The sequence below is a fragment of the Pseudoalteromonas sp. PAR1 genome, from assembly GCF_947311895.1.
GTDB lineage: Bacteria > Pseudomonadota > Gammaproteobacteria > Enterobacterales > Alteromonadaceae > Pseudoalteromonas > Pseudoalteromonas lipolytica_C.
The window spans coordinates 23,220-44,250 of record NZ_CAMZMY010000015.1 but is presented as its reverse complement, the minus strand read 5'-3'; the positions used below and the strand labels follow the sequence as shown (position 1 = coordinate 44,250).

General features: G+C 41.7%; 19 protein-coding genes. 5 read left to right on the top strand and 14 right to left on the bottom strand.

The window, feature by feature from the left end; genetic code table 11:
* Nucleotides 1-43 precede the first annotated feature (43 nt).
* Nucleotides 44-1,102: a succinylglutamate desuccinylase/aspartoacylase family protein gene (locus tag QL229_RS13365; RefSeq protein ID WP_135926172.1), complete on the top strand. Its 1,059-nt coding sequence runs from the start codon at nucleotides 44-46 to the stop codon at nucleotides 1,100-1,102.
* A gap of 40 nt (nucleotides 1,103-1,142) precedes the next feature.
* Here the strand turns inward: QL229_RS13365 and QL229_RS13360 are convergent, their stop codons facing one another.
* From QL229_RS13360 to recQ, 4 genes are all read right to left on the bottom strand, one after another.
* Nucleotides 1,143-1,703 carry a mechanosensitive ion channel domain-containing protein gene (locus tag QL229_RS13360; protein WP_135926168.1) on the bottom strand — a complete coding sequence of 187 codons (561 nt, stop codon included), beginning with the start codon at nucleotides 1,701-1,703 and terminating at the stop codon, nucleotides 1,143-1,145.
* A 63-nt stretch (nucleotides 1,704-1,766) separates the two neighbouring features.
* Nucleotides 1,767-3,479, bottom strand: a complete 1,713-nt coding sequence (locus tag QL229_RS13355) for a POTRA domain-containing protein (protein WP_235382223.1) — start codon at nucleotides 3,477-3,479, stop codon at nucleotides 1,767-1,769.
* A 67-nt stretch (nucleotides 3,480-3,546) separates the two neighbouring features.
* The gene (locus QL229_RS13350; RefSeq protein ID WP_135926166.1) at nucleotides 3,547-3,843 is read right to left on the bottom strand and encodes a DUF3630 family protein; all 297 of its coding nucleotides are present in this window, start codon (nucleotides 3,841-3,843) and stop codon (nucleotides 3,547-3,549) included.
* A 7-nt stretch (nucleotides 3,844-3,850) separates the two neighbouring features.
* Nucleotides 3,851-5,674: a DNA helicase RecQ gene (gene recQ, locus QL229_RS13345; RefSeq protein WP_138557039.1), complete on the bottom strand. Its 1,824-nt coding sequence runs from the start codon at nucleotides 5,672-5,674 to the stop codon at nucleotides 3,851-3,853.
* Between the two features lie 224 nt (nucleotides 5,675-5,898).
* On the opposite strand from recQ, the gene rarD reads away from it, so the two are divergent.
* The gene (gene rarD, locus QL229_RS13340; RefSeq protein WP_235382257.1) at nucleotides 5,899-6,822 is read left to right on the top strand and encodes an EamA family transporter RarD; all 924 of its coding nucleotides are present in this window, start codon (nucleotides 5,899-5,901) and stop codon (nucleotides 6,820-6,822) included.
* Between the two features lie 3 nt (nucleotides 6,823-6,825).
* Here rarD and QL229_RS13335 read toward each other — a convergent pair whose 3' ends face one another.
* Complete coding sequence (locus tag QL229_RS13335) at nucleotides 6,826-8,061, bottom strand: diguanylate cyclase (protein WP_281547047.1); 1,236 nt, start codon at nucleotides 8,059-8,061, stop codon at nucleotides 6,826-6,828.
* Nucleotides 8,062-8,139: 78 nt separating this feature from the next.
* Nucleotides 8,140-8,514 (bottom strand): DUF413 domain-containing protein, encoded by a 375-nt coding sequence (locus tag QL229_RS13330; protein ID WP_135926162.1) that lies wholly within the window; start codon nucleotides 8,512-8,514, stop codon nucleotides 8,140-8,142.
* Nucleotides 8,515-8,604: 90 nt separating this feature from the next.
* Here QL229_RS13330 and QL229_RS13325 point away from each other — a divergent pair, with 90 nt between their 5' ends.
* Nucleotides 8,605-9,459 carry a LysR family transcriptional regulator gene (locus QL229_RS13325; RefSeq protein WP_135926161.1) on the top strand — a complete coding sequence of 285 codons (855 nt, stop codon included), beginning with the start codon at nucleotides 8,605-8,607 and terminating at the stop codon, nucleotides 9,457-9,459.
* A gap of 196 nt (nucleotides 9,460-9,655) precedes the next feature.
* Complete coding sequence (locus QL229_RS13320; protein WP_135926160.1) at nucleotides 9,656-10,588, top strand: porin; 933 nt, start codon at nucleotides 9,656-9,658, stop codon at nucleotides 10,586-10,588.
* Nucleotides 10,589-10,692: 104 nt separating this feature from the next.
* Here QL229_RS13320 and recG read toward each other — a convergent pair whose 3' ends face one another.
* The 3 genes from recG to asnC are packed head-to-tail and all read right to left on the bottom strand — an operon-like array spanning nucleotide 10,693 to nucleotide 14,034.
* Entirely contained in the window at nucleotides 10,693-12,774 is a 2,082-nt protein-coding gene (recG, locus tag QL229_RS13315) for an ATP-dependent DNA helicase RecG (RefSeq protein WP_281547046.1), read from the bottom strand.
* 40 nt (nucleotides 12,775-12,814) lie between these two features.
* A complete protein-coding gene (trmH, locus tag QL229_RS13310) occupies nucleotides 12,815-13,531 on the bottom strand; it encodes a tRNA (guanosine(18)-2'-O)-methyltransferase TrmH (RefSeq protein WP_281547045.1) in 717 nt (238 codons plus the stop codon).
* Nucleotides 13,532-13,575: 44 nt separating this feature from the next.
* Nucleotides 13,576-14,034: a transcriptional regulator AsnC gene (gene asnC, locus QL229_RS13305; RefSeq protein ID WP_062567385.1), complete on the bottom strand. Its 459-nt coding sequence runs from the start codon at nucleotides 14,032-14,034 to the stop codon at nucleotides 13,576-13,578.
* Nucleotides 14,035-14,231: 197 nt separating this feature from the next.
* Between asnC and asnA the strand changes: the two genes are divergently transcribed.
* Nucleotides 14,232-15,227: an aspartate--ammonia ligase gene (gene asnA / locus QL229_RS13300; RefSeq protein WP_281547044.1), complete on the top strand. Its 996-nt coding sequence runs from the start codon at nucleotides 14,232-14,234 to the stop codon at nucleotides 15,225-15,227.
* Nucleotides 15,228-15,275: 48 nt separating this feature from the next.
* Here asnA and QL229_RS13295 read toward each other — a convergent pair whose 3' ends face one another.
* From QL229_RS13295 to gmk, 5 genes are all read right to left on the bottom strand, one after another.
* Nucleotides 15,276-16,880 (bottom strand): FapA family protein, encoded by a 1,605-nt coding sequence (locus QL229_RS13295; protein WP_138557035.1) that lies wholly within the window; start codon nucleotides 16,878-16,880, stop codon nucleotides 15,276-15,278.
* A gap of 408 nt (nucleotides 16,881-17,288) precedes the next feature.
* On the bottom strand, nucleotides 17,289-17,681 hold the full coding sequence (locus QL229_RS13290; RefSeq protein WP_135926155.1) for a RidA family protein: 393 nt from the start codon (nucleotides 17,679-17,681) through the stop codon (nucleotides 17,289-17,291).
* 11 nt (nucleotides 17,682-17,692) lie between these two features.
* Complete coding sequence (gene spoT / locus QL229_RS13285; RefSeq protein WP_135926154.1) at nucleotides 17,693-19,798, bottom strand: bifunctional GTP diphosphokinase/guanosine-3',5'-bis pyrophosphate 3'-pyrophosphohydrolase; 2,106 nt, start codon at nucleotides 19,796-19,798, stop codon at nucleotides 17,693-17,695.
* A gap of 130 nt (nucleotides 19,799-19,928) precedes the next feature.
* On the bottom strand, nucleotides 19,929-20,204 hold the full coding sequence (gene rpoZ / locus QL229_RS13280; protein WP_036973056.1) for a DNA-directed RNA polymerase subunit omega: 276 nt from the start codon (nucleotides 20,202-20,204) through the stop codon (nucleotides 19,929-19,931).
* Nucleotides 20,205-20,307: 103 nt separating this feature from the next.
* Nucleotides 20,308-20,928 (bottom strand): guanylate kinase, encoded by a 621-nt coding sequence (gene gmk / locus QL229_RS13275; protein ID WP_135926153.1) that lies wholly within the window; start codon nucleotides 20,926-20,928, stop codon nucleotides 20,308-20,310.
* Nucleotides 20,929-21,031: the final 103 nt, after the last annotated feature.

Genomic DNA, 21,031 nt, shown 5'->3' with positions numbered 1-21,031 from the left:
AGAGGAGGTTTGGGTATTAGCGCTCTATTAAAAGGAACAGTGCGTGGCTAAGGTTAAGAAAAATACACCGTTTTCAATTTTAGGTGATACGGTGGGGGTTGGCGAACGTAAAACATTTTCTATTGAAGCTGCTAAGCTTTATACCCATTCGCCGTTAAATATTCCGATTGAAGTCGTCAATGGTGTGCAGCAAGGACCGGTATTAATGGTATGTGCGGCCATACATGGTGACGAGCTCAATGGTGTTGAGGTTGTTAGGCAATTACTGGCTAAGATTGAGCCTGAGCAACTGCGAGGGACTATTATTGCAGTACCGATTGTGAATGTATTTGGATTCATTCACAAATCACGCTATTTACCTGATCGCCGAGATATGAACCGTAGCTTTCCGGGCTCAACCCGCGGTTCATTAGCTGGGCGCATGGCTAATGCATTTTTCTCGCAGGTAGCTATGCATTGTACGCATATTATTGACTTACATACGGGCGCGATACACCGGACAAACTTGCCGCAAATTCGTGCTAATTTAAGTGATCCTGCAACGGCAGCTATGGCGAAAGCCTTTGGTACTCCAGCGGTGATTGATGCGTCACTTCGTAATGGTTCATTACGTAGTGAGGCGGCAAATTTAGGTATTCCAGTGATTACTTATGAAGCTGGTGAAGCGCTTCGCTTTGACCCTATTGCCATTGCTGCAGGTGTGCAAGGTGTTGATTATGTAATGCGCCATTTAAAAATGGTACGTGGTAAGCGAGCTAAGAAGCTACCAGAGCCGGTTATTGCAAGCTCAACAAGCTGGGTACGCGCCGAAGTTGACGGTATTGTGCGTGCACAAGTATCACTTGGTGAGCGAGTAATGAAAGGGCAAGTGTTAGCTTATATCAGCAGCCCACTTGGTGATGCTGAGCTTGAGCTACTCGCTCCGCGCAGTGGTATTGTGATTGGTCAACAAACCATGCCGCTTGTGAACGAGGGGGATGCCGTATTCCATCTTGCTTACTTTGCTCATGCAAATAGTATTGTAGAGCAACAACTTGAAAACTTTATTGATGAAATAAGCGATATTGAAGACGAGTTGAAAACTGCAGATTTAAATAATTAGCCGTTAAAGTATTTTATAAAAAAAGCCGCAATTGCGGCTTTTATTTTTTTGGCCCTAAAATGCGCTTTATGGTTGGCGCTTTAGTCGCTGTTGGTGGGGTCTTTAACACCATCACAGGGCGGGTAACAAAGATGTTGTTTGGGTAAATGACTTTGTGGCCATCAACATGCTCAAGCACCACGTTCATTAACCCCATTTCGATAATACGCCCTTCTAAAAAGTTTGCACCGTCAATTACTCTGACCCAAAAACCAACCCGACAATCGTTTTGAATAAACATCAGCAAGAAGGCTGTTAGGTTGCTTAGTAACGACCAAGCAGCAAAAAGGGCTACACCCAACATGGCAAAAATGGATGAGCCTAGTACTAACAAGCCGCGCAGCTCTATACCCCAAAAAACTAATACTAAGCATAGCATTACGATCGCCAAAATAATGTTAAGGAGTAGCTCTGCACGGTACTCTCGGTGCGGATCAGCTTTACCTTTAATGGCTTTTAAAAGCAGTTTTTTGGTGGTTTTACGTAGTAGCGGATAGAGCAAAACCGCGATGATTGTCACGATTAAATGATATTGCTCATTAAAAAATTCGACGAAGTCCAAAGGGGTTCCCAAGCTAATAATTTACGTCCGATTTTAGCGCGTTAGTTGCTGAATAACACTAGCTTAAAAGGTATTTTTAACAGTCACAAGCCATTGTACTGAATCTATCTCATCATCGTGATTATTTATCGGTGCGGCAACATCTAGATGGATTACTGTTCCTGCATTGGCACGACTAGGGGCTAAACGAAGACCCACACCGACATTTTGTAGTACATTGCCATTTTCACCATTGTTTTTGTCGTTATACCAAGCTCTGCCAATATCATAAAATGCCGCGCCACCGACTTTGAATAACTGCAATAAATCGTATTCCCAATAATAGCGTTTTTCTAAAGTCACTAAAAAGCTACGATCGCCTACTTGGTAATCGAGCGGGTAGCCTCTGAGGCCGTTTTCTCCACCTAGAGTAAGTTGTCTGTCGGCGGTCAGGTTTTTTGCGTACTGCAGGCGTGCTTTAGCATACCAGCTTTGCCTAAGAGTCGTATTAAGGTAATACTGGACTTGCGTGCTTGTGAAAAGATTTTCAACATCATCAAGGGCTTCGTTCCAATAGCCGTCTATGTCGGCTTTAAAGCGCCAAAGTTGATTATCTCCGCTGTAGTGCGCTTTTGATAATGATAGTGAGTAAATGGCACGACTTGAATCATCGCTAAAGTCTTTGCTTGAATAACCAAGAAGAGCTTGGATATTCCATCCAAGATTGAGGTCTTCGGTACGATATATGCTGTCGAAGTTTCTTACTTTGATGTAATGATCTTCAAACCATTGCGCACTCACATAGGGGTAACTAAGGCTACGATCATCTGCAATAGGGAAGCGCGTTTGTGAAATGTCTTTAAAGGTCTCTTCGCGGTTTTCAATGCCGAGTTTTATGCGCTGGGTCCAATTATTGGCAAGTTGTGATGAGTGACCAAAGTAAGCGCGGCTTAATACAGTTTTTTGTTCAAACTCACTGACCACATCTCCCCGATAATAAAGTGATTCGCGGCGCTCATCAGAGTAGCTTGTTGCGCCATAACTATAAGGTGTATCGATAGAAAAAAACGGGTAACTTACATCGATGTAATGACGCTTACCATCGTCGTTATCGGAATATTCTAGCCGCCCACGATAGCGGCTTGAAAAGATATTAGGATCATCATAAACAAATAGGTAACCGGTACGGTCAGCATCATGCGTACGCGAGAACGACACGCGTTTACCCCAACCTAAAAAGTTTGACTCGCGAAATCCAAGGCTTGACTCATTTTCGCCACCGCTGCGGCTGAAACTTATTTCTGGCAGTAAGGTCCATAAATCGCGGGTGACAACATTAACGTGTACATTTCCGTCACAGTCAAGCTTGGCGTTAATACGGGCGTCATACAAATAACCTTGTTTACGCAGCAGTCGCTCAGACTCTAGTAATTTACGTGGATTGTAAACATCACCTTCTTTGAATAGTAAAACGCTGTGTATTACATCCGGCTCAGTGGTCATGTGAGCACGATTAGCAAAGCGAAATAAAAAGTTATTTTCTTCTTCAAGCTCGGTATTAAATACATTGAGCTGCTCAAGTTTTATAGAAGTTATTTTGCTGCCTTCAGCAGCCTGCGGAAGTGGGTTATCGGTATCAAGTTGGCGGCGCAAATTGTTATCTTGGGATTTTAGTGTGCGCTGATTTTGACAATAGTTGCTATCGTCTATGTCTTGCTGTTCTGCATACACGTTCGTTACCAAGCTCACTGGCAACAAAATTAGTAGAGCAACGAAGTGCGACTGCTTAAAACCCATTTACACCCTTAGTTGATTGTTTCCTATACAGTCACTACATACTAAGCGTGGAAAAAAGTCTAGCTTATTATTGTAACTGTGTGACTAAATGCTGATAAAGCTCGCCTAATATCTCTGTAGCTTCTACGCCCTCAGCATTTATCCAAATACTTTCACTGTAATGTTCAAAGTTTAGATTAAAACTATGATCTGTAAAGTGAAATCTTAACTGATGTCGATCGGCTCCAGCATCAAAGTCGGCAATTTTTATTGCGGGTGTATGTAAAAACAAGGTAGCCCATAATTCAAAATCTTCGTCATGAGGAGGCTCGCTTGCTTGCACAATGATGACTGCATGTTCTGCATCAAAAGTAAGTTCAGTCATGGTAGTCCTAGTTTGCGGCTAAGTAGTCGCGGATAGTATTTAAAAATGGTGCGCCGTATTTATTTAGTTTAGTAAAACCAACACCCGACACTTTTAAGAACTCGCTATCATTAGTTGGCATAAGTTGCGCCATCTCAGCAAGCGTTTTATCGTTGAATACTACATAAGGTGGCACATCATCCGCATCAGCCAGTTCTTTACGTAAGGCACGTAATTTAGCAAACAGTTTTTTGTCGTAATTAAACTGGGCGAGTTTATCTTGGTATACGTGCTTGGCTTGTAAGCGAGGCTCGGCAAGTTGTAATGCATATTCACTTTTAAGCACTGCACGGGCGGCTTCGGTTAAACGTAACGATGAGCCTTGCGTGATGTCTTGGCTTAATAACCCTTGGTGAATAAGTTGCCTTAAAATACTTAGCCAAAATTCCACGCTGTGATCTTTACCAATACCATAAGTACTTAGCTGGTGGTGATTATTATCACGAATGCGGCTGGTATTTGCACCACGTAGTAGTTCAACAATATAGCCAATCCCAAAACGTTGCTCGGCACGGTACACACAAGATAGCGCTTGCTGCGCAACGAGTGTGCCATCAAAGCTGGTTGGTGGGTTTAAGCAAATATCACAGTTGCCACAAGTTTCGCGCTTATATTCACTAAAATAATTGAGTAAGATTTGTCTGCGGCATGTTTGTGCTTCGGCAAAGCTGGCCATCGCATTAAAGCGCTGTTCTTCAACGCGGCGTCGTTGCTCGTCTTCAATATCTTCAAAAAAGCGCCGCACGCGGCCTATGTCAGCTGGATCAAAATACATAATCGCTTCTGCGGCAAGGCCATCACGACCAGCTCGGCCTGTTTCTTGGTAATAGGCCTCAATGCTTTTTGGAATATCGTAATGCACCACAAAGCGCACGTTTGGTTTGTTAATACCCATACCAAATGCAACCGTTGCAACCACAATTTGAATATCGTCTCGGGCAAAGCCTGATTGCACAAATTGGCGTTGCTCGTTACTCATGCCTGCATGATAGGCTGCGGCATTAAAACCTGCATCAGCAAGTTTTTCAGCAACATCGTCAACCCGTTTACGGCTGGTGCAGTAAATAATGCCACTTTGATTCTGCTGCTCTTTTAAATAGCGAAGCAGTTGCACCATAGGTTTGAATTTTTCTTCAATGGTGTATCGAATATTAGGTCTATCAAAGCTGCCTGTGTGCACATACGGCTGGTTAAGCTGGAGCTGTTCGATTATATCGTAACGAGTTGCCTTATCTGCTGTCGCTGTAAGTGCCATCATAGGTACATGCATAAAGCGATGTTTTAACTCGTTGAGTCGACAATAATGTGGCCTAAAATCATGGCCCCAATGAGACACACAGTGTGCTTCATCGATGGCAAAAAGTGCTAAATTAAGATGACTTAAACGTTCTAAAAATTCATGTTGCAACACTTTTTCTGGCGCCACATACAACAGCTTAATTTGCCCGTAGTGCAATTGCTGATATACCGCTTGCTGCTCTTCAAAGGGAAGGCTGTTATTAATATATGCAGCCTGTACGCCAAGCGCTCTTAGTTGGGCAACTTGGTCTTGCATCAGAGAAATAAGCGGCGAGATGACCACAGTCACACCATCGAGGATTAATGCCGGGACTTGATAGCATAAGGATTTGCCTCCACCTGTTGGCAGAAGTACAAGCGAGTCTTGTCCGTCTAGCGCTGCGGCTATAATCGCTTCTTGGCCATCACGAAAATCCTTGTAACCAAACACTTGTTTGAGTACGGCGTGTGGTGATCGAACGGGTGTGTTGGACATTGCGGTATTGGTATTCATCGCCGAGCATTTTAGTGGTTTTTTAAGGCGATGTCTTTAGCAATATACCAAATGACCTCAAGATGCAGAATTAAGCGTTTCACAGGTGCTTAATATCAAGGCGTTACTTTGCAACAATGGTAGTCCCTTTTTAGAAGTAAATACATGGGTTTATTTAACGCGTTTTGCTTGCGTCACTGCTTAGTGGGCGTAAAATAATGTTTTTAACCTACAAAGCCAAGCTTATGCCTACCAATATTGAACAGCGAAAAGGGGTTATTTTCGCATGTTTAGCTTTTTTTATGTGGGGTCTTGCACCCATTTACTTTAAGTTTTTGCAGCAAATATCTGCATTTGAAATCTTGATGCATCGCGTTATTTGGTCGGTGTTATTTTTACTTCTTATTATCGCAGCTCGTCATCAATGGCAGCGTATTCGTATTGTGCTTGGGCAACCTAAATTACTACTGATGTTGGTGATAACAGCCAGTTTACTAGGCTTTAACTGGGGCTTATTTATTTGGGCTGTGAACAATAATCATATGCTTGATGCAAGTTTAGGATATTACATCAATCCATTGATCAATGTGTTACTTGGTATGTTGTTTTTAGGTGAGAGACTGCGTAAATGGCAAGGCGTTGCGGTAGGTTTAGCACTTTGTGGTGTGTTACTTCAACTTGTGAGCTTTGGTTCATTCCCCGTGGTTGCTTTCTCACTAGCCGGTTCGTTCGCCATTTATGGATTATTACGCAAAAAGCTGCCAATTGAATCATTACCAGGCTTATTACTAGAAGCGCTTATTTTATTGCCTGTGGCGCTTATTTACTGGTGGTTGATGGCGCCTTCAGCAAGCTCTGATTTAACAGCGAATGATTGGCACATTAACCTGTTACTCATCAGTGCCGGAGTGGTAACAACCTTGCCGCTGTTATGTTTTACAGGTGCCGCAAAGCGCCTGCAGTACAGCACGCTGGGCTTTTTCCAATACATAGGTCCAAGTTTAATGTTTATACTTGCAGTGGCTTTTTACGGTGAAGTATTTGATGCTGAGCGTGTAGTGACTTTTGCGTGCATTTGGAGTGCGCTGGCACTATTTAGTTGGGACTCGTATCGACAAAGCCGTAAACAACGAAAGGCGCAATTAGAAGCGGTGACAAAGCCTGTTTAGGCTTTAGCTAACTAACTTATTGCGTCCAGACTCTTTTGCTTGATAAAGCTTTAAATCAGCCTGTTTAATCAGTTCATCTAGACTGTAAATAGGCTGATGATGAAAGCCTATGGATAAAGTGAAATGAATTTGCTCTTTACTAAACTCTGGGCTGTGCTTTTCAATAAAAGCGCGAAATTTTTCTAGGCGTTGTAATGCTTCTTCTGGATCTTGATCTGCAAAATACACGGCAAACTCCTCACCACCAAAGCGGCCTACTAAATTATCTGCAAAATATTGGGTCATGTGATGTGATAACGCTTTGAGCACTTCATCACCTGCATTATGGCCATAATTATCATTAATAGATTTAAAATGATCAATGTCGATCATGCCCAGGGATACCGACGAGCCAGCTTGTTTAGCGGCTTTTAAATGTCTATTTGCTTCACCGAAAAAGTAACGTCGGTTTGGTAGTTTAGTTAGGTAATCGGTATTTGCTTGTAAACGAATCGTTTTGATGTTTTCAAGCATGTCGACGTTTTGGCTTAGTCGACAGTAGAATTCTTCATTATTAAATGGCTTTCGTAGGTAGTCGTCTGCGCCTGATTTTAAAAAACGCGTTGATAGATGCAAAGTATCATAAGCAGAAATACCGATAATTGCTTTTTCATCGTTGGAGTATAAACGGCGTATTTCAACACAGAGCTCTGCACCGCTCATGTTCGGCATTTCGTTATCAGTTATTATCACTGAAATTGTTGGGTTTTCAGCTAATACTCTGAGAGCATCGACGCCATCAACGGCTTCAATTGTCTGGTATTTGTGGCGAGCTAATAAATGACAAATTAGCTGACGAGTTGCTTTTGAATCATCGACCACTAACACCAGTATTTGCTCATTGCGAGGTAAACGCGCCAGTTGTTTTTCTAGGTATTGATAGGCTTGTTTATTTTCTTTGGTAATGTAATCAATGATTGGGTGCTTTTCGACGATATTACGCGTGGTTTCGTCAAGGTTACCGGTCATAACAATAGTCGGTATATCGGCAGCGATGGTGCAGGGGACGGCTTCACCTAAAGGTGCGTCTGGGAGAATAAAATCAACCACAGCACAAAAATAATTGTGCTTACTTATAAGCTTTTTTGCTTCGGCTAGATTACCTGCAATGTCAGCTTCATAGCCAACTTTTTGCGCGATATGTTTTTGCACTCGCGCAATGGTTGGCGTATCTTCAACTATTAGTATTCTTCGAGTCACAGCTTGCCTTGTAATAACTTATTGGCGAAACAAAAGTTATTACAAGTTTTAACCCTAAAAGGGTAAAAAAGCAAATCGTTATAAGCTATCTGACTCAGAATAATACTCAACACTTTGCGGTGTAGGACTGGCAATACGTGAACGACCAAACAAAGTGTGAAACTTCGTTTTACAGGTTGTTTGTTTTAGGTATTTCATCCAAGCGCGTTCAACTGGGTTTGTTGCTTCAAGGTTACCGGTAACAACTTGCACAAATTGAGTTTGAAATTCATTTTGTGGTTCTAGGGTTTTGTTGTATAAACCCTTTAATACAACACCATGCTGTTCGAGAATGTCGGCTTCTAGCAAAGTGAAGTGACCACTACGACCAAAACCGCGTGGGAAGTTTTGATCATCATAAAATTGACGTTGGCTTGCAAATGCCTGACGAAGTGATGAAATGTCATTGCTCATGGCTTTATCCTCATGCCCTAATTTCTTGCAGGAGTATGGATCAAGTTGTCGATTTTATTAAACAAGTTATTTTTATCGTAAGGGTAAAAAATGGATATCGATTTATTGAAGACTTTTGTCGAAGTGGTTCGTACTCGCCATTTCGGCAAAGCAGCTGAAAATTTATATATTACGCAGTCTGCAGTGAGTTTTCGAATCAGGCAGTTAGAGCAAGGTTTAGGCGTTAACTTATTTATTCGTCAACGTAACAATATTCAGTTAACAGCACCGGGTGAGCGATTGCTGCCACATGCGCAAATGATCATTACCGGCATGCAACGTGCAAAAGTTGATGTGGCGCTTGCTGATAATATGCATAAGCAAATTAGTTTAGCAGGTACACCTAATATTTGGGATGCTTTTTTACAGTTTGGGATCACAAATATTGTTTCTGCCATGCCGGGTGTATCGTTAGTCGCTGAAGTAAAAGCACAACAAGAAAGCACTCGCTTACTATTAGAGCGTACATTAGATTTAGCGGTACTGTTTGATCCTCCTAAAGTGGATGAGCTAGTTGTTGAACGAATTTGTGAGCTGCCAATCATTCCTGTGAGTGCTTTTGAAACAGCTAACAGCGAAAACTTTTTCGACAATCAATATGTTTATGTTGATTGGGGTACTACCTTTTCTTTGTGGCATGCTCGTGAGTTTAACGGCCACGCGCCTCCTTACTTTAGAACCAGCACAGGGCGTATTGCTCTTGATTTAATTTTGAAGTGCGGTGGTAGTGCGTTTATTCCTAAGTTATTAGTAGAAGAGCAGTTAAAAGCGGGTGATTTATACCATGTTGAGGATGTTGCTCATACCTCGCGAGATGTGTTTGTTGCTTACCATAGAGATAATGAACAGACACCTCTTTTAGAAAAGTTGGTAACCTTACTAACTGAGCTGCAAATAAAAACTTAAAATTTATTTAAATTAGCTTTTATAAAAACTTAACCGTGAAACAGTAAGTTACGTTTTTATTTCAGAAATAATTATATTTCGTGAAGCTAAATTGACGATTTTGTTTCAATTGTCATCTTTCTGTCATTTTTCGCTGTCACACTGCGCGCATTGAAACACAACATGTGTTTTTTGTTGCGATTATTGAGGAAACGACATGAAATTTGCAAAGTCTAGCTTATTCCTAGCTTTATTTGGTGGCTTATCTTTTTCTGCATTAGCTGATGTAGATGTATATGGTAAAGCAAACGTGACTGTTCAATCATCAGATGATGGCGAAGGGTCTTTCACAGAAATTAAAAGCAATAACTCACGTTTTGGCTTAAAAGGCTCAGAGAAAATCTCTGAAGGCTTAGAAGCGGTTTATAAATTTGAGTTTGGTGTTGACGTATCTGACGCTGATTCAAAAGGCGACAATGATGACAACATCACTGCACGTAACCAATATGTAGGTCTTAAAGGCAGCTTTGGTCAGGTTGTTATCGGTCGTAACGATACAGCTATGAAGCAATCTCAAGGTAAAATTGATTTATTCAATGACCTTGAAGCAGATATCAAAAATGGTTTCAAAGGCGAAAACCGTTTAGGTGACACAATTTCTTATGCTTCTAAAGATTTCAGTGGCTTCAAAGTATTAGCAACGTATGTGGCTGAAGATGATGTAGATGCTGATAACGGTTACTCAGTAGCGCTAACTTACGGCGATGCAAAACTTAAAGAAAGCAAACTTTATGCATCAATTGCAGCTGACAGCGAAGTAAAAGGTTACGACATTGTTCGTGCAACAGTGCAAGGTAAAGTTGGTGACTTCAAACTAGGTGCTATGTACCAAACACAAGAGAAAGTGGATGGTAGTGCAGAAGCTGATGGTTACTTAGTAAATGCTGCTTACCAAATGAATAGCAACACTTTCAAAGTACAATACCAAGTAATTGACTTTGATGAAGGCGATAAGAAAACAGCTATTTCTGCAGGTGTTGATCACAAGCTTAGCAAAAACACGAAAGTATTTGGTTTCTACTCAACGTTTGATACAGATAATCAAGTTGACCAAGATTACTTAGGTGTTGGTATTGAATACAAGTTCTAATCCAACCCTTGGATAACTCCCTAACTTGTCAGCCCAGCTTATTAGCTGGGCTTTTTTATTGTTTAGTAGGAAATTTATAAATCAGATTGCGCTTTGATTTGCGATCAAGCCTGTGCGTAGTCTGATTTGCCAGCAAGCCAGCGTTGAATCAATTTATCGGTAAGCGTTGGGTAGTCGTTTAATATTTTGAAGGCTATAGGTCTGACATGATTGAGCGTTTGTTTGTCGCGGTTTAGGTCAGCAATTTTAAATTCAGCTAGGCCTGTTTGTTTGGTGCCAAGTACTTCGCCTGGACCACGAATTTCAAGATCTCGTTCAGCAATCACAAAGCCATCATTACTTTCACGAAGTACCCCTAAGCGTTTTTGCGCTGTGGCTGACAATGGTGCATGATAGAGTAAAACACAGTGTGATGCAGTTGCCCCACGACCAACACGACCACGCAGCTGGTGGAGTTGTGCAAGCCCCAGCCGTTCAGGGTTTTCAATAATAATAAGGCTAGCATTAGGCACATCAACACCCACTTCAATCACCGTTGTGGCAACGAGTACATGAATATTACCTGCTTTAAACTCGCTCATAATGGCTTGTTTTTCAGTGGCTTTCATTCGGCCATGTACTAAGCCGACGTTTAGCTCGGGTAGTGCTGCTTTTAATTGCTCTGCGCTATCTTCTGCGGCTTGGCATTGTAGCACTTCAGATTCATCAATCAGGGTGCAAACCCAATACACTTGACGACCTTGATCTGTACATGCGGTTTTAACACGTTGAATGATTTCGTCTCGACGGGCATCAGGAATAGCCACCGTTGTAATGGGCGTTCTACCCGGTGGTAATTCATCAATTACTGAGGTTTCTAAGTCTGCGTAGGCTGTCATGGCTAAAGTACGCGGAATAGGCGTTGCAGTCATCACTAATTGGTGTGGGTAACAGTCACCAAAACGGCCTTTTTCACGCAGTGATAAGCGCTGATGAACACCAAAGCGGTGTTGTTCATCGATGATGATTAGCACCAGATTATTAAACTCGACCTGCTCTTGGAATAACGCATGGGTGCCAACAATCATTTGTGCTTCCCCAGAGGCGATTTTTTCCAAAGTTGCTGTGCGCTCTTTACCTTTACTTTTGCCACCTAACCAAGCGACTTCAACACCGAGTTGATTAAACCATTGGCTAAAGTTGATGCCATGCTGCTCGGATAAAATCTCAGTAGGTGCCATTAAAGCTACTTGGTAGCCTTCGCTTATAGCGGTGAGAGCACTGAGTGCTGCAACTAAGGTTTTACCTGAACCTACATCGCCCTGTACTAAGCGCATCATCGGAAACGGGTGTTGTAAGTCACCTTTGATTTCTGCCACGACACGACTTTGCGCGTTGGTTGGGCTGAAGGCTAAATTTGCTAAAAACTGTTGCTCAAGTTGGTTATGGGGCTTTAAAGGGACGGCTTTTACGGCTTGCCCTTTTTGGCGTAACTTTAAAAGGCTTAAATTTTGCGCAAGTAACTCTTCAAACACTAACCGTTGCTGGGCAGGGTGCATACCTTGTTCAAGGGCGGTTAAATCAACATCGTTTTGTGGGCGATGTAAGGTCATTAACGCACCGGCTAAGCTCATTCCGGTTGGTTGAAACTGTTCTGGCAGTAATTCTTCTACCGGGTATTTAGACAATAGCGCAAGCGCTTGATCGCTAAGCGCGCGAATAGATAATTGTTTTAGTCCTTCAGTAACAGGATAAACCGGCGTGAGCGTGGTATTTGTAGGTTGCTCTGAAGGGGTATCCGATAGGCTGTATTCAGGGTGTGTCATTTCAAAACCAACACGACCACGGCGTATTTCACCAAAGCAGCGAATGATCTTACCTGCACTTAAAGCATTTTTTTGAGCTGCGCTAAAGTTAAAAAATCGCAGCGTTAAACGGCCCGTGCCATCGTTAATTTGGCAAACCAGCATGCGTCTTTTACCAAAGGTGATTTGGCTGGTTTCAATGGTGGCTTCAACACTAACATGGCTATGCGGTTGTAGTTCGCAAATTGGGTGAATGCGGGTGCGGTCTTCATAGCGGTGAGGCAAATGAAACAGCATGTCTTGCACCGTATGAATATTTAGCTTAGCGAGGCGCTCGGCCATTTTCGGGCCGACGCCTTTTAATTCTGTGATTGGGTATAACGCTAAGCTAGGGTGACTCAAAGGTGACTCAAATTGTTAATTAGTAGACTATTTTTTCAGTTTACTTGCACTCGTTAGAGGCATCAAGCGATTGCGTATGTTTTAAGGTATGCCAAAACGCTTCATCAGCAATAATGATGCCGTTTTCATCAAGCTCAGGATAAGGCAGTTCCTTATCTCGGCATTGCTCAGCAATAATAGGGTGGCAGCCTTCAAATAAAATACGATGCTTAACTTTAGCATCAAGCATATTGCGGTCGTAGAGCCCGGCTACTTCTCTTTGGCGCTGTGCTTCAAATAGAATAAGTGCAGCAGCAACAGACACATTAAGAGACTGCACCATGCCTTGCATTGGAATGATGATGTGCTTATCGGCATGTTCAAGTGCCCGAGGTGAAATTCCATCTCGTTCTTGACCAACAATAACAGCCGTCGGTTTGGTGTAATCAATGTCACGAAAATCAACGGCATCATCACTGAGATTAGTTGCTAAAATTTGTACCTCAGGATTATGGGCACGCATTGTGGCTACAGCCTCATCAATATTGCGGTGTAAATGAGTTTCAAGCCAATTCTTACTACCGCCTGAGGTATTGTTAGTTAACCACTTTTGGTTATCGGGCCACACTGCATGTACATGATGACACCCCGTGGCATCTGCTGTGCGGGCAATGGCTGATAAATTATGATGTTTATGTACTTCTTCTAAACAAACCGTTAGGTCCGTTTGGCGGCGATCTAACACGCGCTTTACACGCTCAAAGCGAGTTGTATCCATAGTTGTGTGCTCGTTGACGGATTCTAATTGGCGCTGATTATACCCTAGGGAACAACAGCACGGCTAATTGGGTTTTGAAGTGAGATCAGCGTTTCTGTTGATTGAATGGCTTCAATCGCTTGGATTTTATTGATCAGTACATCTTGTAAGTGATCAATTGAGCGAGCCATTACTTTGATAAAAATACTGTAATTTCCCGTGGTGTAATAGGCTTCAACCACTTCTTCTAGCTCTTTTAGGTGCAGCAAGGTTTGCGGATAATCACGGGCGTTATTGAGGTTAATACCAATAAAGCAACAGACATCATAACCAAGTTGTTTAGCATTAATACTTACTTGGGTGCCTGTAATAATACCTGCTTGTTTCATTTTTTCGACTCGTACATGAATAGTACCCGCGCTCACAGCAAAGCGTTTAGCAAGTTCTGCATACGCTGTTCGGGCATTTTCCATTAATGCGTTAAGGATGTTTTTATCGAGATTATCGATTTGATAATTTTCCATAGTATTTCTTGTTGCTAATTGTTGAATCAGTAATTTTTATAGCATTATTTTTATGAAAATTTCAATGTTAAGTTCTTTTTGTTGGTGGTTATTGAAAATAATCTTGGTTTAGTTGAGGATTGATTTATCGGAGAAAGCCAAGCAGCGGGCTTTTCTCATAAAGCAAGTAACAATAACTGGGAATGAGGCCAATTATTATGAGTTCACACTATCTGCAGCAACAGCAGCAAATTAGTAAAGTAAAACAGTTCTTTTCAAGCCAATTAGAACAACAATTAGGGTTAGTTGAAGTACAAGCACCAATCTTGGCAAAGGTGGGCGATGGTATTCAAGATAATCTAAGTGGTACTGAAAATGCTGTCTCGGTCGCAGTAAAAACAATTCCTGGTAGTCAATTTGAAGTAGTTCATTCTTTAGCTAAGTGGAAGCGTAAAACCTTGGCTGATTACGGTTTTTCAGTAGGTGAGGGGCTCTATACGCATATGAAAGCACTTCGCCCTGATGAAGAGTCACTTAGCCCAATTCATTCAGTGTATGTTGATCAATGGGATTGGGAAAAAGTAATTTGCGAGAGCACGGAGCGTACTCTTGATAAGCTTAAAGAAACTGTGACATCACTTTATCAGGCGATTAAAGCAACCGAGCGCTTTGTAGCGAGTGAATTTGATTTAACGCCTTTTTTGCCTGAGCAAATCACCTTTATACATAGTGAGCAGTTGCGCCAGATGTATCCTGACTTTACTGCGAAACAACGTGAAAAAGCGGTGGCGCAAGAATACGGTGCGGTATTCTTAATTGGTATTGGCGGCACACTCGCCGATGGTAAAATTCATGACGTACGGGCACCGGATTATGACGATTGGTCAACGCAAACATGCAGCAAATTTGCAGGCTTAAATGGTGATATTTTAGTTTGGAATCCTGTGCTTGAAGATGCTTTTGAAATATCTTCAATGGGCATTCGCGTAAGCCCTGATGCTTTAGCTACTCAGTTAGCGATTACTGGCGATCAGGCTCGCTTAGAGTTTGATTGGCATAAACAGCTACTTGCGAAAAAGTTTCCGCAAACAATAGGTGGTGGTATTGGCCAATCTCGACTGGCTATGTTGCTGTTACAAAAGCAGCACATTGGACAAGTACAAGTAGGTGTATGGCCTGAGCAACTAAAAGAGCAAGTGGAAGGAATTCTTTAAATTAAGATTAATGACCCTGGTAAAAAGAGGCTTTAAGCCTCTTTTTTATTAACTGGTTTTAAACTCTACCTCAACCTTGTTTTCTTCAAGCTTGACCTTACACGGTGGGTATTGGCGGTTTGTACGCAATACTTTGTCGAAAATATGAATTTCTACACCAGAGTGCAGTGTTTTATTAACAATGAGCTTTGCGTCTTCAAGTAAGTCATGTAGGTGGTTCTCAAGCGTTGATAGTTTTTTTTCTAACATTTCAGCTTGCTCACAGTAATGCATTTGTGTGGCACCTATTTTAGCGAGTAACAGTTTTTTCTTCTCAACATCTTTTACTTGATCCGCTTTTTCTATTGCTTCTTGAAGAGTGTCGAGTTGTGAGTCTGTCTGCGCAAGATCTTTTAGGCATTGATCTGTTTGTGCGGTGACGTCGGCACCTGATGCTGCTAAGTTTATTAACATTTTTGCGCCAGATTCATTGCCAATTTCACCAGCAATAACCATTTGTGCATCTAAAATCTCACCGCCAAACAGTTTGCCCTGTGGGTTATCCTCTTGACCAACTTGTAACAGCTTAGTAGCCTTCATGACACAGTGGCTAGATTGACGTTCAATAAGGATATTATTCGCTTCTAAGTAGCAGTATTGGCCATGAGATAAGTGAATATCACCTTGGCAAATAATATTACAGGAAAGACTTTTATCTTCTAGCTGATGACCAATGACGCCTTGCTTTATTGTGATGTTGCCAGCGGCGGATAAGTTACCTGACTCAACGGTGCCCATTACGGTAATGTCGCCTTTGGCGTTAATACGCATGCCCGGTTCAACGTTGTGAGTAACAATGACGCTACCTTCAAAGTCTACGTGACCACTTTTTACGTTTACATCGGCGATAGTAAAAATATCATCTACGCGCATTCCGTTGGCGATCTCAACCGGCACACCTGCAATGACAGAAATAAGTTCTAGTGGGTTGTTTTTAGAGATTTCGGTGCCTTCACCTGCGACCAAAGTGAGGCTCTCTCCCGGTTTGGCGGGAAGTACATCGCCTGTCACTGTAAAGCCTTCTTTTCCTGGAGTCGCTGGAATTTGCTTAATCAACAGCACGCCGGGCTCAACGCTAGCTAATTTACCAAAATCACGCATATCAACAGTGCCATCTTCGCGAAGTTTTGGTTTTTTTAGGCGATCTTTTAGTGTTTCGACTTGTGGCACAAACTTGGATGGCTGACCATCAATTGGAAGACGGCCTTTTGCTAAAACACCTTCTGTTTTGGTGCCTGCTGGTAATTCAAATTGCTGTTGTAATAACTTTTCTAAAAATGCCTGTTTGTAACCTCGTGCTACACCTGCTTTTATTAGCTCTTTTTTGGCGTCTTCTAAGCTCATAACTTTGCCGCCTTCAGCGACTGTTAATTCGCCTATCGCCTGCATTTTGTCATCACTTATTTTTACTTCTAGGGTTGCATCATGTTTAGAGGCAACAACGAGCGTACGCTCATTCGATTCACTTTTAAAAAAGTTATTAATAGAGTCGTGATCAACTCGGCACTCACTATAAGGTGATTTCTCAAGTGCTTCGATGATAAATGCAGCACTTGGTGGCGAATGTTCATGAACATCTAATAAAACGTTGCCATTGTGAGCGAGCTTAAACACGTGGAGATCCTTTTATACAACAATAGTGAAAGGGTTACTTAGTAAACCCAAACCATCTCAAAAAATTAGCTTCTAATTGGTATTCAAGCGCTTCAAATAAGGTTTTGATTCACATAATGGTAAAAATCAATAACGCAATATAAATCGCTTTTTAAACCAATCGTTTGAACATTTCTTTGAGCCTAATGTTTATCGGTGCTACTTCTTCAAATAAATTGCCAACAAAGGCAAAGTAATACGTTGATATTAAGCCTATTTAAAATGCAAACTATGACATTTTGAGGTGATCTGAATACCTTTACTATACAGATTGCTAGAGAATCGTTGGTGAGTCAAGAATTTCGGATGAGGTAAAATAGAAATTTGTCAATAAAAGTGCCAGCAACAAATAGCTGCTGGCATAGCTGATTAGTTCGTTGAAGGCAGCTCCATGATACCGTCAATCTCAATTTGCACACCTTTTGGTAAAGCGCTAATACCAATTGCAGCGCGTGCAGGGTAAGGCTGCTTGAAGTATTGACTCATAACTTCGTTAACAATCGCAAAGTTTGATAAGTCAGTTAAGAAGATATTTACTTTCACCATATCTTGAATTTGACCGCCAGCAGCTTGGCAAACAGCAGATAAATTTTTGAATACTTGGTGCGTTTGTTCAGTAAAGTCTTCTGAGATCACTTCCATTGTTTCTGGCACTAATGGAATTTGACCTGATAAATAAACAGCCGTGCCTACTTTAACTGCTTGGCTGTAAGTACCGATTGCTGCAGGCGCATTATCAGTAGAAATAAATGATTTGTTCATAATTATCCTTGTTACTTTTTACGATAGACTCTTTGCACATCAGGCATCACGCGAATGCGGCGCATAATGTTGGCAACGTGAACACGGTTTTTAACCGTGATACCTAGGTCTATCATGTATAAATTGCTTTCTTTTTCATCGGTGGCTATCTCAACTATGTTAGCTTGGGTTGAGGCTACAACATTGGTTAATTTAGCCAGCGCACCCTGATGATTGATGATCTCAATACGCAGAGCGGCTATATATTCTTTTTCTGGGTTATCGTCCCATTTTACAACTAAGTATTTTGAGCGTTCTTTTTCCCAGCCTCGAATGTTCTTACATTCTTGGCGGTGGACAGTCAGACCTTTACCTTGGCTGATATGAGCTGTGATGGCATCACCTGGTACGGGACGGCAGCATTTAGAATAGTTAACTAACATGCCTTCTGTGCCTATGATTGTTGCTTTGGCTTTTTTGGCGATGTCGTTTATATCTTCAACATCGTCTTGCATCAAGCGTTTAGCAATTAATACGCTCATAAGATTACCTGAACCAATCTCTACGAGTAATTCAAGTAAAGTATTTAGATTATGTTCTTGTAATACTCGACGGATATTTTCATCTGGGATGTCATCTAATTTTGACTCACCAAGTGCAGAATCTAATAAACGGCGACCAAGCAACATCGCTTCTTCATGTTGTTGGCTTTTCAGATAGTTACGTATACCTAAACGTGCTTTACCAGTTACAACAAAGTTTAGCCACGTCGCATTTGGGTGCGCGCCAGAGCTGGTGATTACCTCAACAGTTTGCCCTGTATCGAGAGGTTTGCTCAAAGGGTGAGGCTTACGGTTTACTCTTGCACCCACACAGGTATTACCTACGTCTGTATGTACTGCATATGCAAAGTCAACAGCGGTTGCTCCCATTGGGAGCTCAACGATACGGCCATCTGGCGTGAAAACATAAATTTCCTCTGGGAAGAGTTCAGTTTTAACGTTTTCTACAAATTCAAATGATGAACCAGCACTTTGTTGCAGTTCAAGTAAGCTTTGCATCCATTGGCGAGCGCGTTGTTGCGCAGTATGTCCTGCGTTATCACCGGCTTTTTTATACATCCAATGTGCAGCTACCCCTTTGTCTGCCATATGATCCATATCGTGAGTGCGAATTTGAATCTCAACAGGAATACCATGCGGGCCAACCAAAGAGGTATGTAAAGATTGGTAACCGTTGGTTTTAGGAACCGCTATATAATCTTTAAAGCGGGTTTCAATTGGCTTATAAAGGTTATGTGCCACACCTAGTACGCGGTAACAGGTATCCATGTTATCGACATTGATCCGAAACGCGTAAATATCCATCACTTCGTTAAATGACAGCTCTTTATTTAGCATCTTCTTGTAAATGCTATATAGATGCTTTTCTCGGCCAGAAATGGTGGCGTCGATACCTGATTCTTCTAAGCGTGCTTCTATTTCTGTTTTAATATTACTAATGACTTCTTTTCGGTTTCCACGGGCTTTGATAACCTCTGATTTCAAAGCGCGATGACGCATTGGGTATAACGCTTGAAAACCTAAATCTTCCAATTCGTTTTTAATATCATGGATACCTAAGCGATTGGCTATCGGGGCATAAATTTCGAGAGTTTCACGGGCAATACGACGGCGTTTGTCTGGGCGAAGTGCGCCTAAGGTGCGCATGTTGTGAGTTCGGTCAGCAAGTTTAATTAAGATCACGCGAATATCTTGGGTCATCGCCATGATCATTTTTCGATAATTTTCAGCCTGAAATTCTTTTTTATCTTTAAAGCTGAGTTTATCTAGCTTACTCACTCCTTCAACAAGCTCAGCAACGGTCTCGCCAAAAATTTCTGCTAAGTCTTGCTGGCTAAAATCGGTATCTTCAATCACATCATGCATCAAAGCTGCCATGAGTGTTTCATGGTCTAAGTGCATGCCGGCAAGTATTTGTGTAACTTCAACTGGATGAGTGATGTAAGGCTCGCCGCTTGAGCGAGTTTGGCCTTCGTGAGCTTCACGGGCGACCACGTATGCTTTTTGAACCAGCTCTATTTCAGCAGGTGGCAAATATTCGGTTATTTTCTTTTTTAGGCCTTCGAATAGATACAAAGTCACACTCCAATGCGCAAATGAAGTAAATCGGTAACGGTATGAATAGAATATACGATGAAAAGAAGGGCTTGCCAACGGCTAGTGTTGAAATACTAGCCGTTAAGCTAAATCAAAGCAGGGCGCTTGATTATTGGTTGCCACCAACGATAGCAGCAACAGCAGCCATTTCTGCTGCTTCTTGATGTTGTTGCTCTTCACGGTCGATCAGGTCCATAGACGAGCTATTTACTAACCCTTTCTCAATTTCACGTAGAGCAATTACAGTAGGTTTATCATTTTCAGCATCAACGAGTGGATCTTTACCACCAACCGCGATTTGGCGGGCACGACGAGCCGCAACTAAAATTAAGTCAAAACGATTACCAATTGCATCTACTGCATCTTCAACAGTTACGCGAGCCATCTTAGCACTCCAAATAAATTCTTAAGCAAAGGCGTAGTTTACTGTACCAAGTTAAATTCGCCAATAGCTTGTGGTTAATTTTTATCTTATTCTTAAAAAAGTATTATTTAAGTAAGTTCTCTAATAGCGCCTGATGGCGCACAGTTTGGCTTTTTAACGATAAACGTTTAGCCATCACGATCGTTTCGATTTCTGAAAGTGCAGTTTCAAAGTCATCGTTTACAACAACGTAATCATATTCATTGTAGTGGGAAGTTTCAGATTGTGCTTTTGCCATCCGTCCGGCAATTACTTCTTGTGAATCTTGACCACGATTATTTAAACGTGATTCAAGTTCTTCTTTTGACGGCGGAAGAATAAAGATAGTCTCAACATCATCAACTAATTTACGAATTTGCTGAGCACCTTGCCAGTCAATATCTAAAAATACGTCGATTCCAGCGTCTAACTGACTCTCGATTGCTTGTTTAGAAGTACCGTAGTAATTATCAAAAACTTGCGCCCATTCAAAAAAGTCATTTTTCTCGATCAATGCTTTAAACGCTTCAACAGAAACAAAATGATAATGAACACCGTTTTCTTCACCTGGTCGAGGTGAACGAGTCGTGTGTGATACTGACACTTTCATATCGTTGTGTTTTTTGAGTAAAGCACTTATAAGACTTGATTTTCCTGCACCAGAAGGAGCCGATAAGATAAATAAATTTCCGCGAGTTTGCGCCATGATCTGTCTCTAATAAAAAATAAATAGGCTTGGACTATTGCTAACCCAAGCCTTTAATTTATCCATTGTACTTTATTTCGCTAAATGCGCTCAAGTTCACACA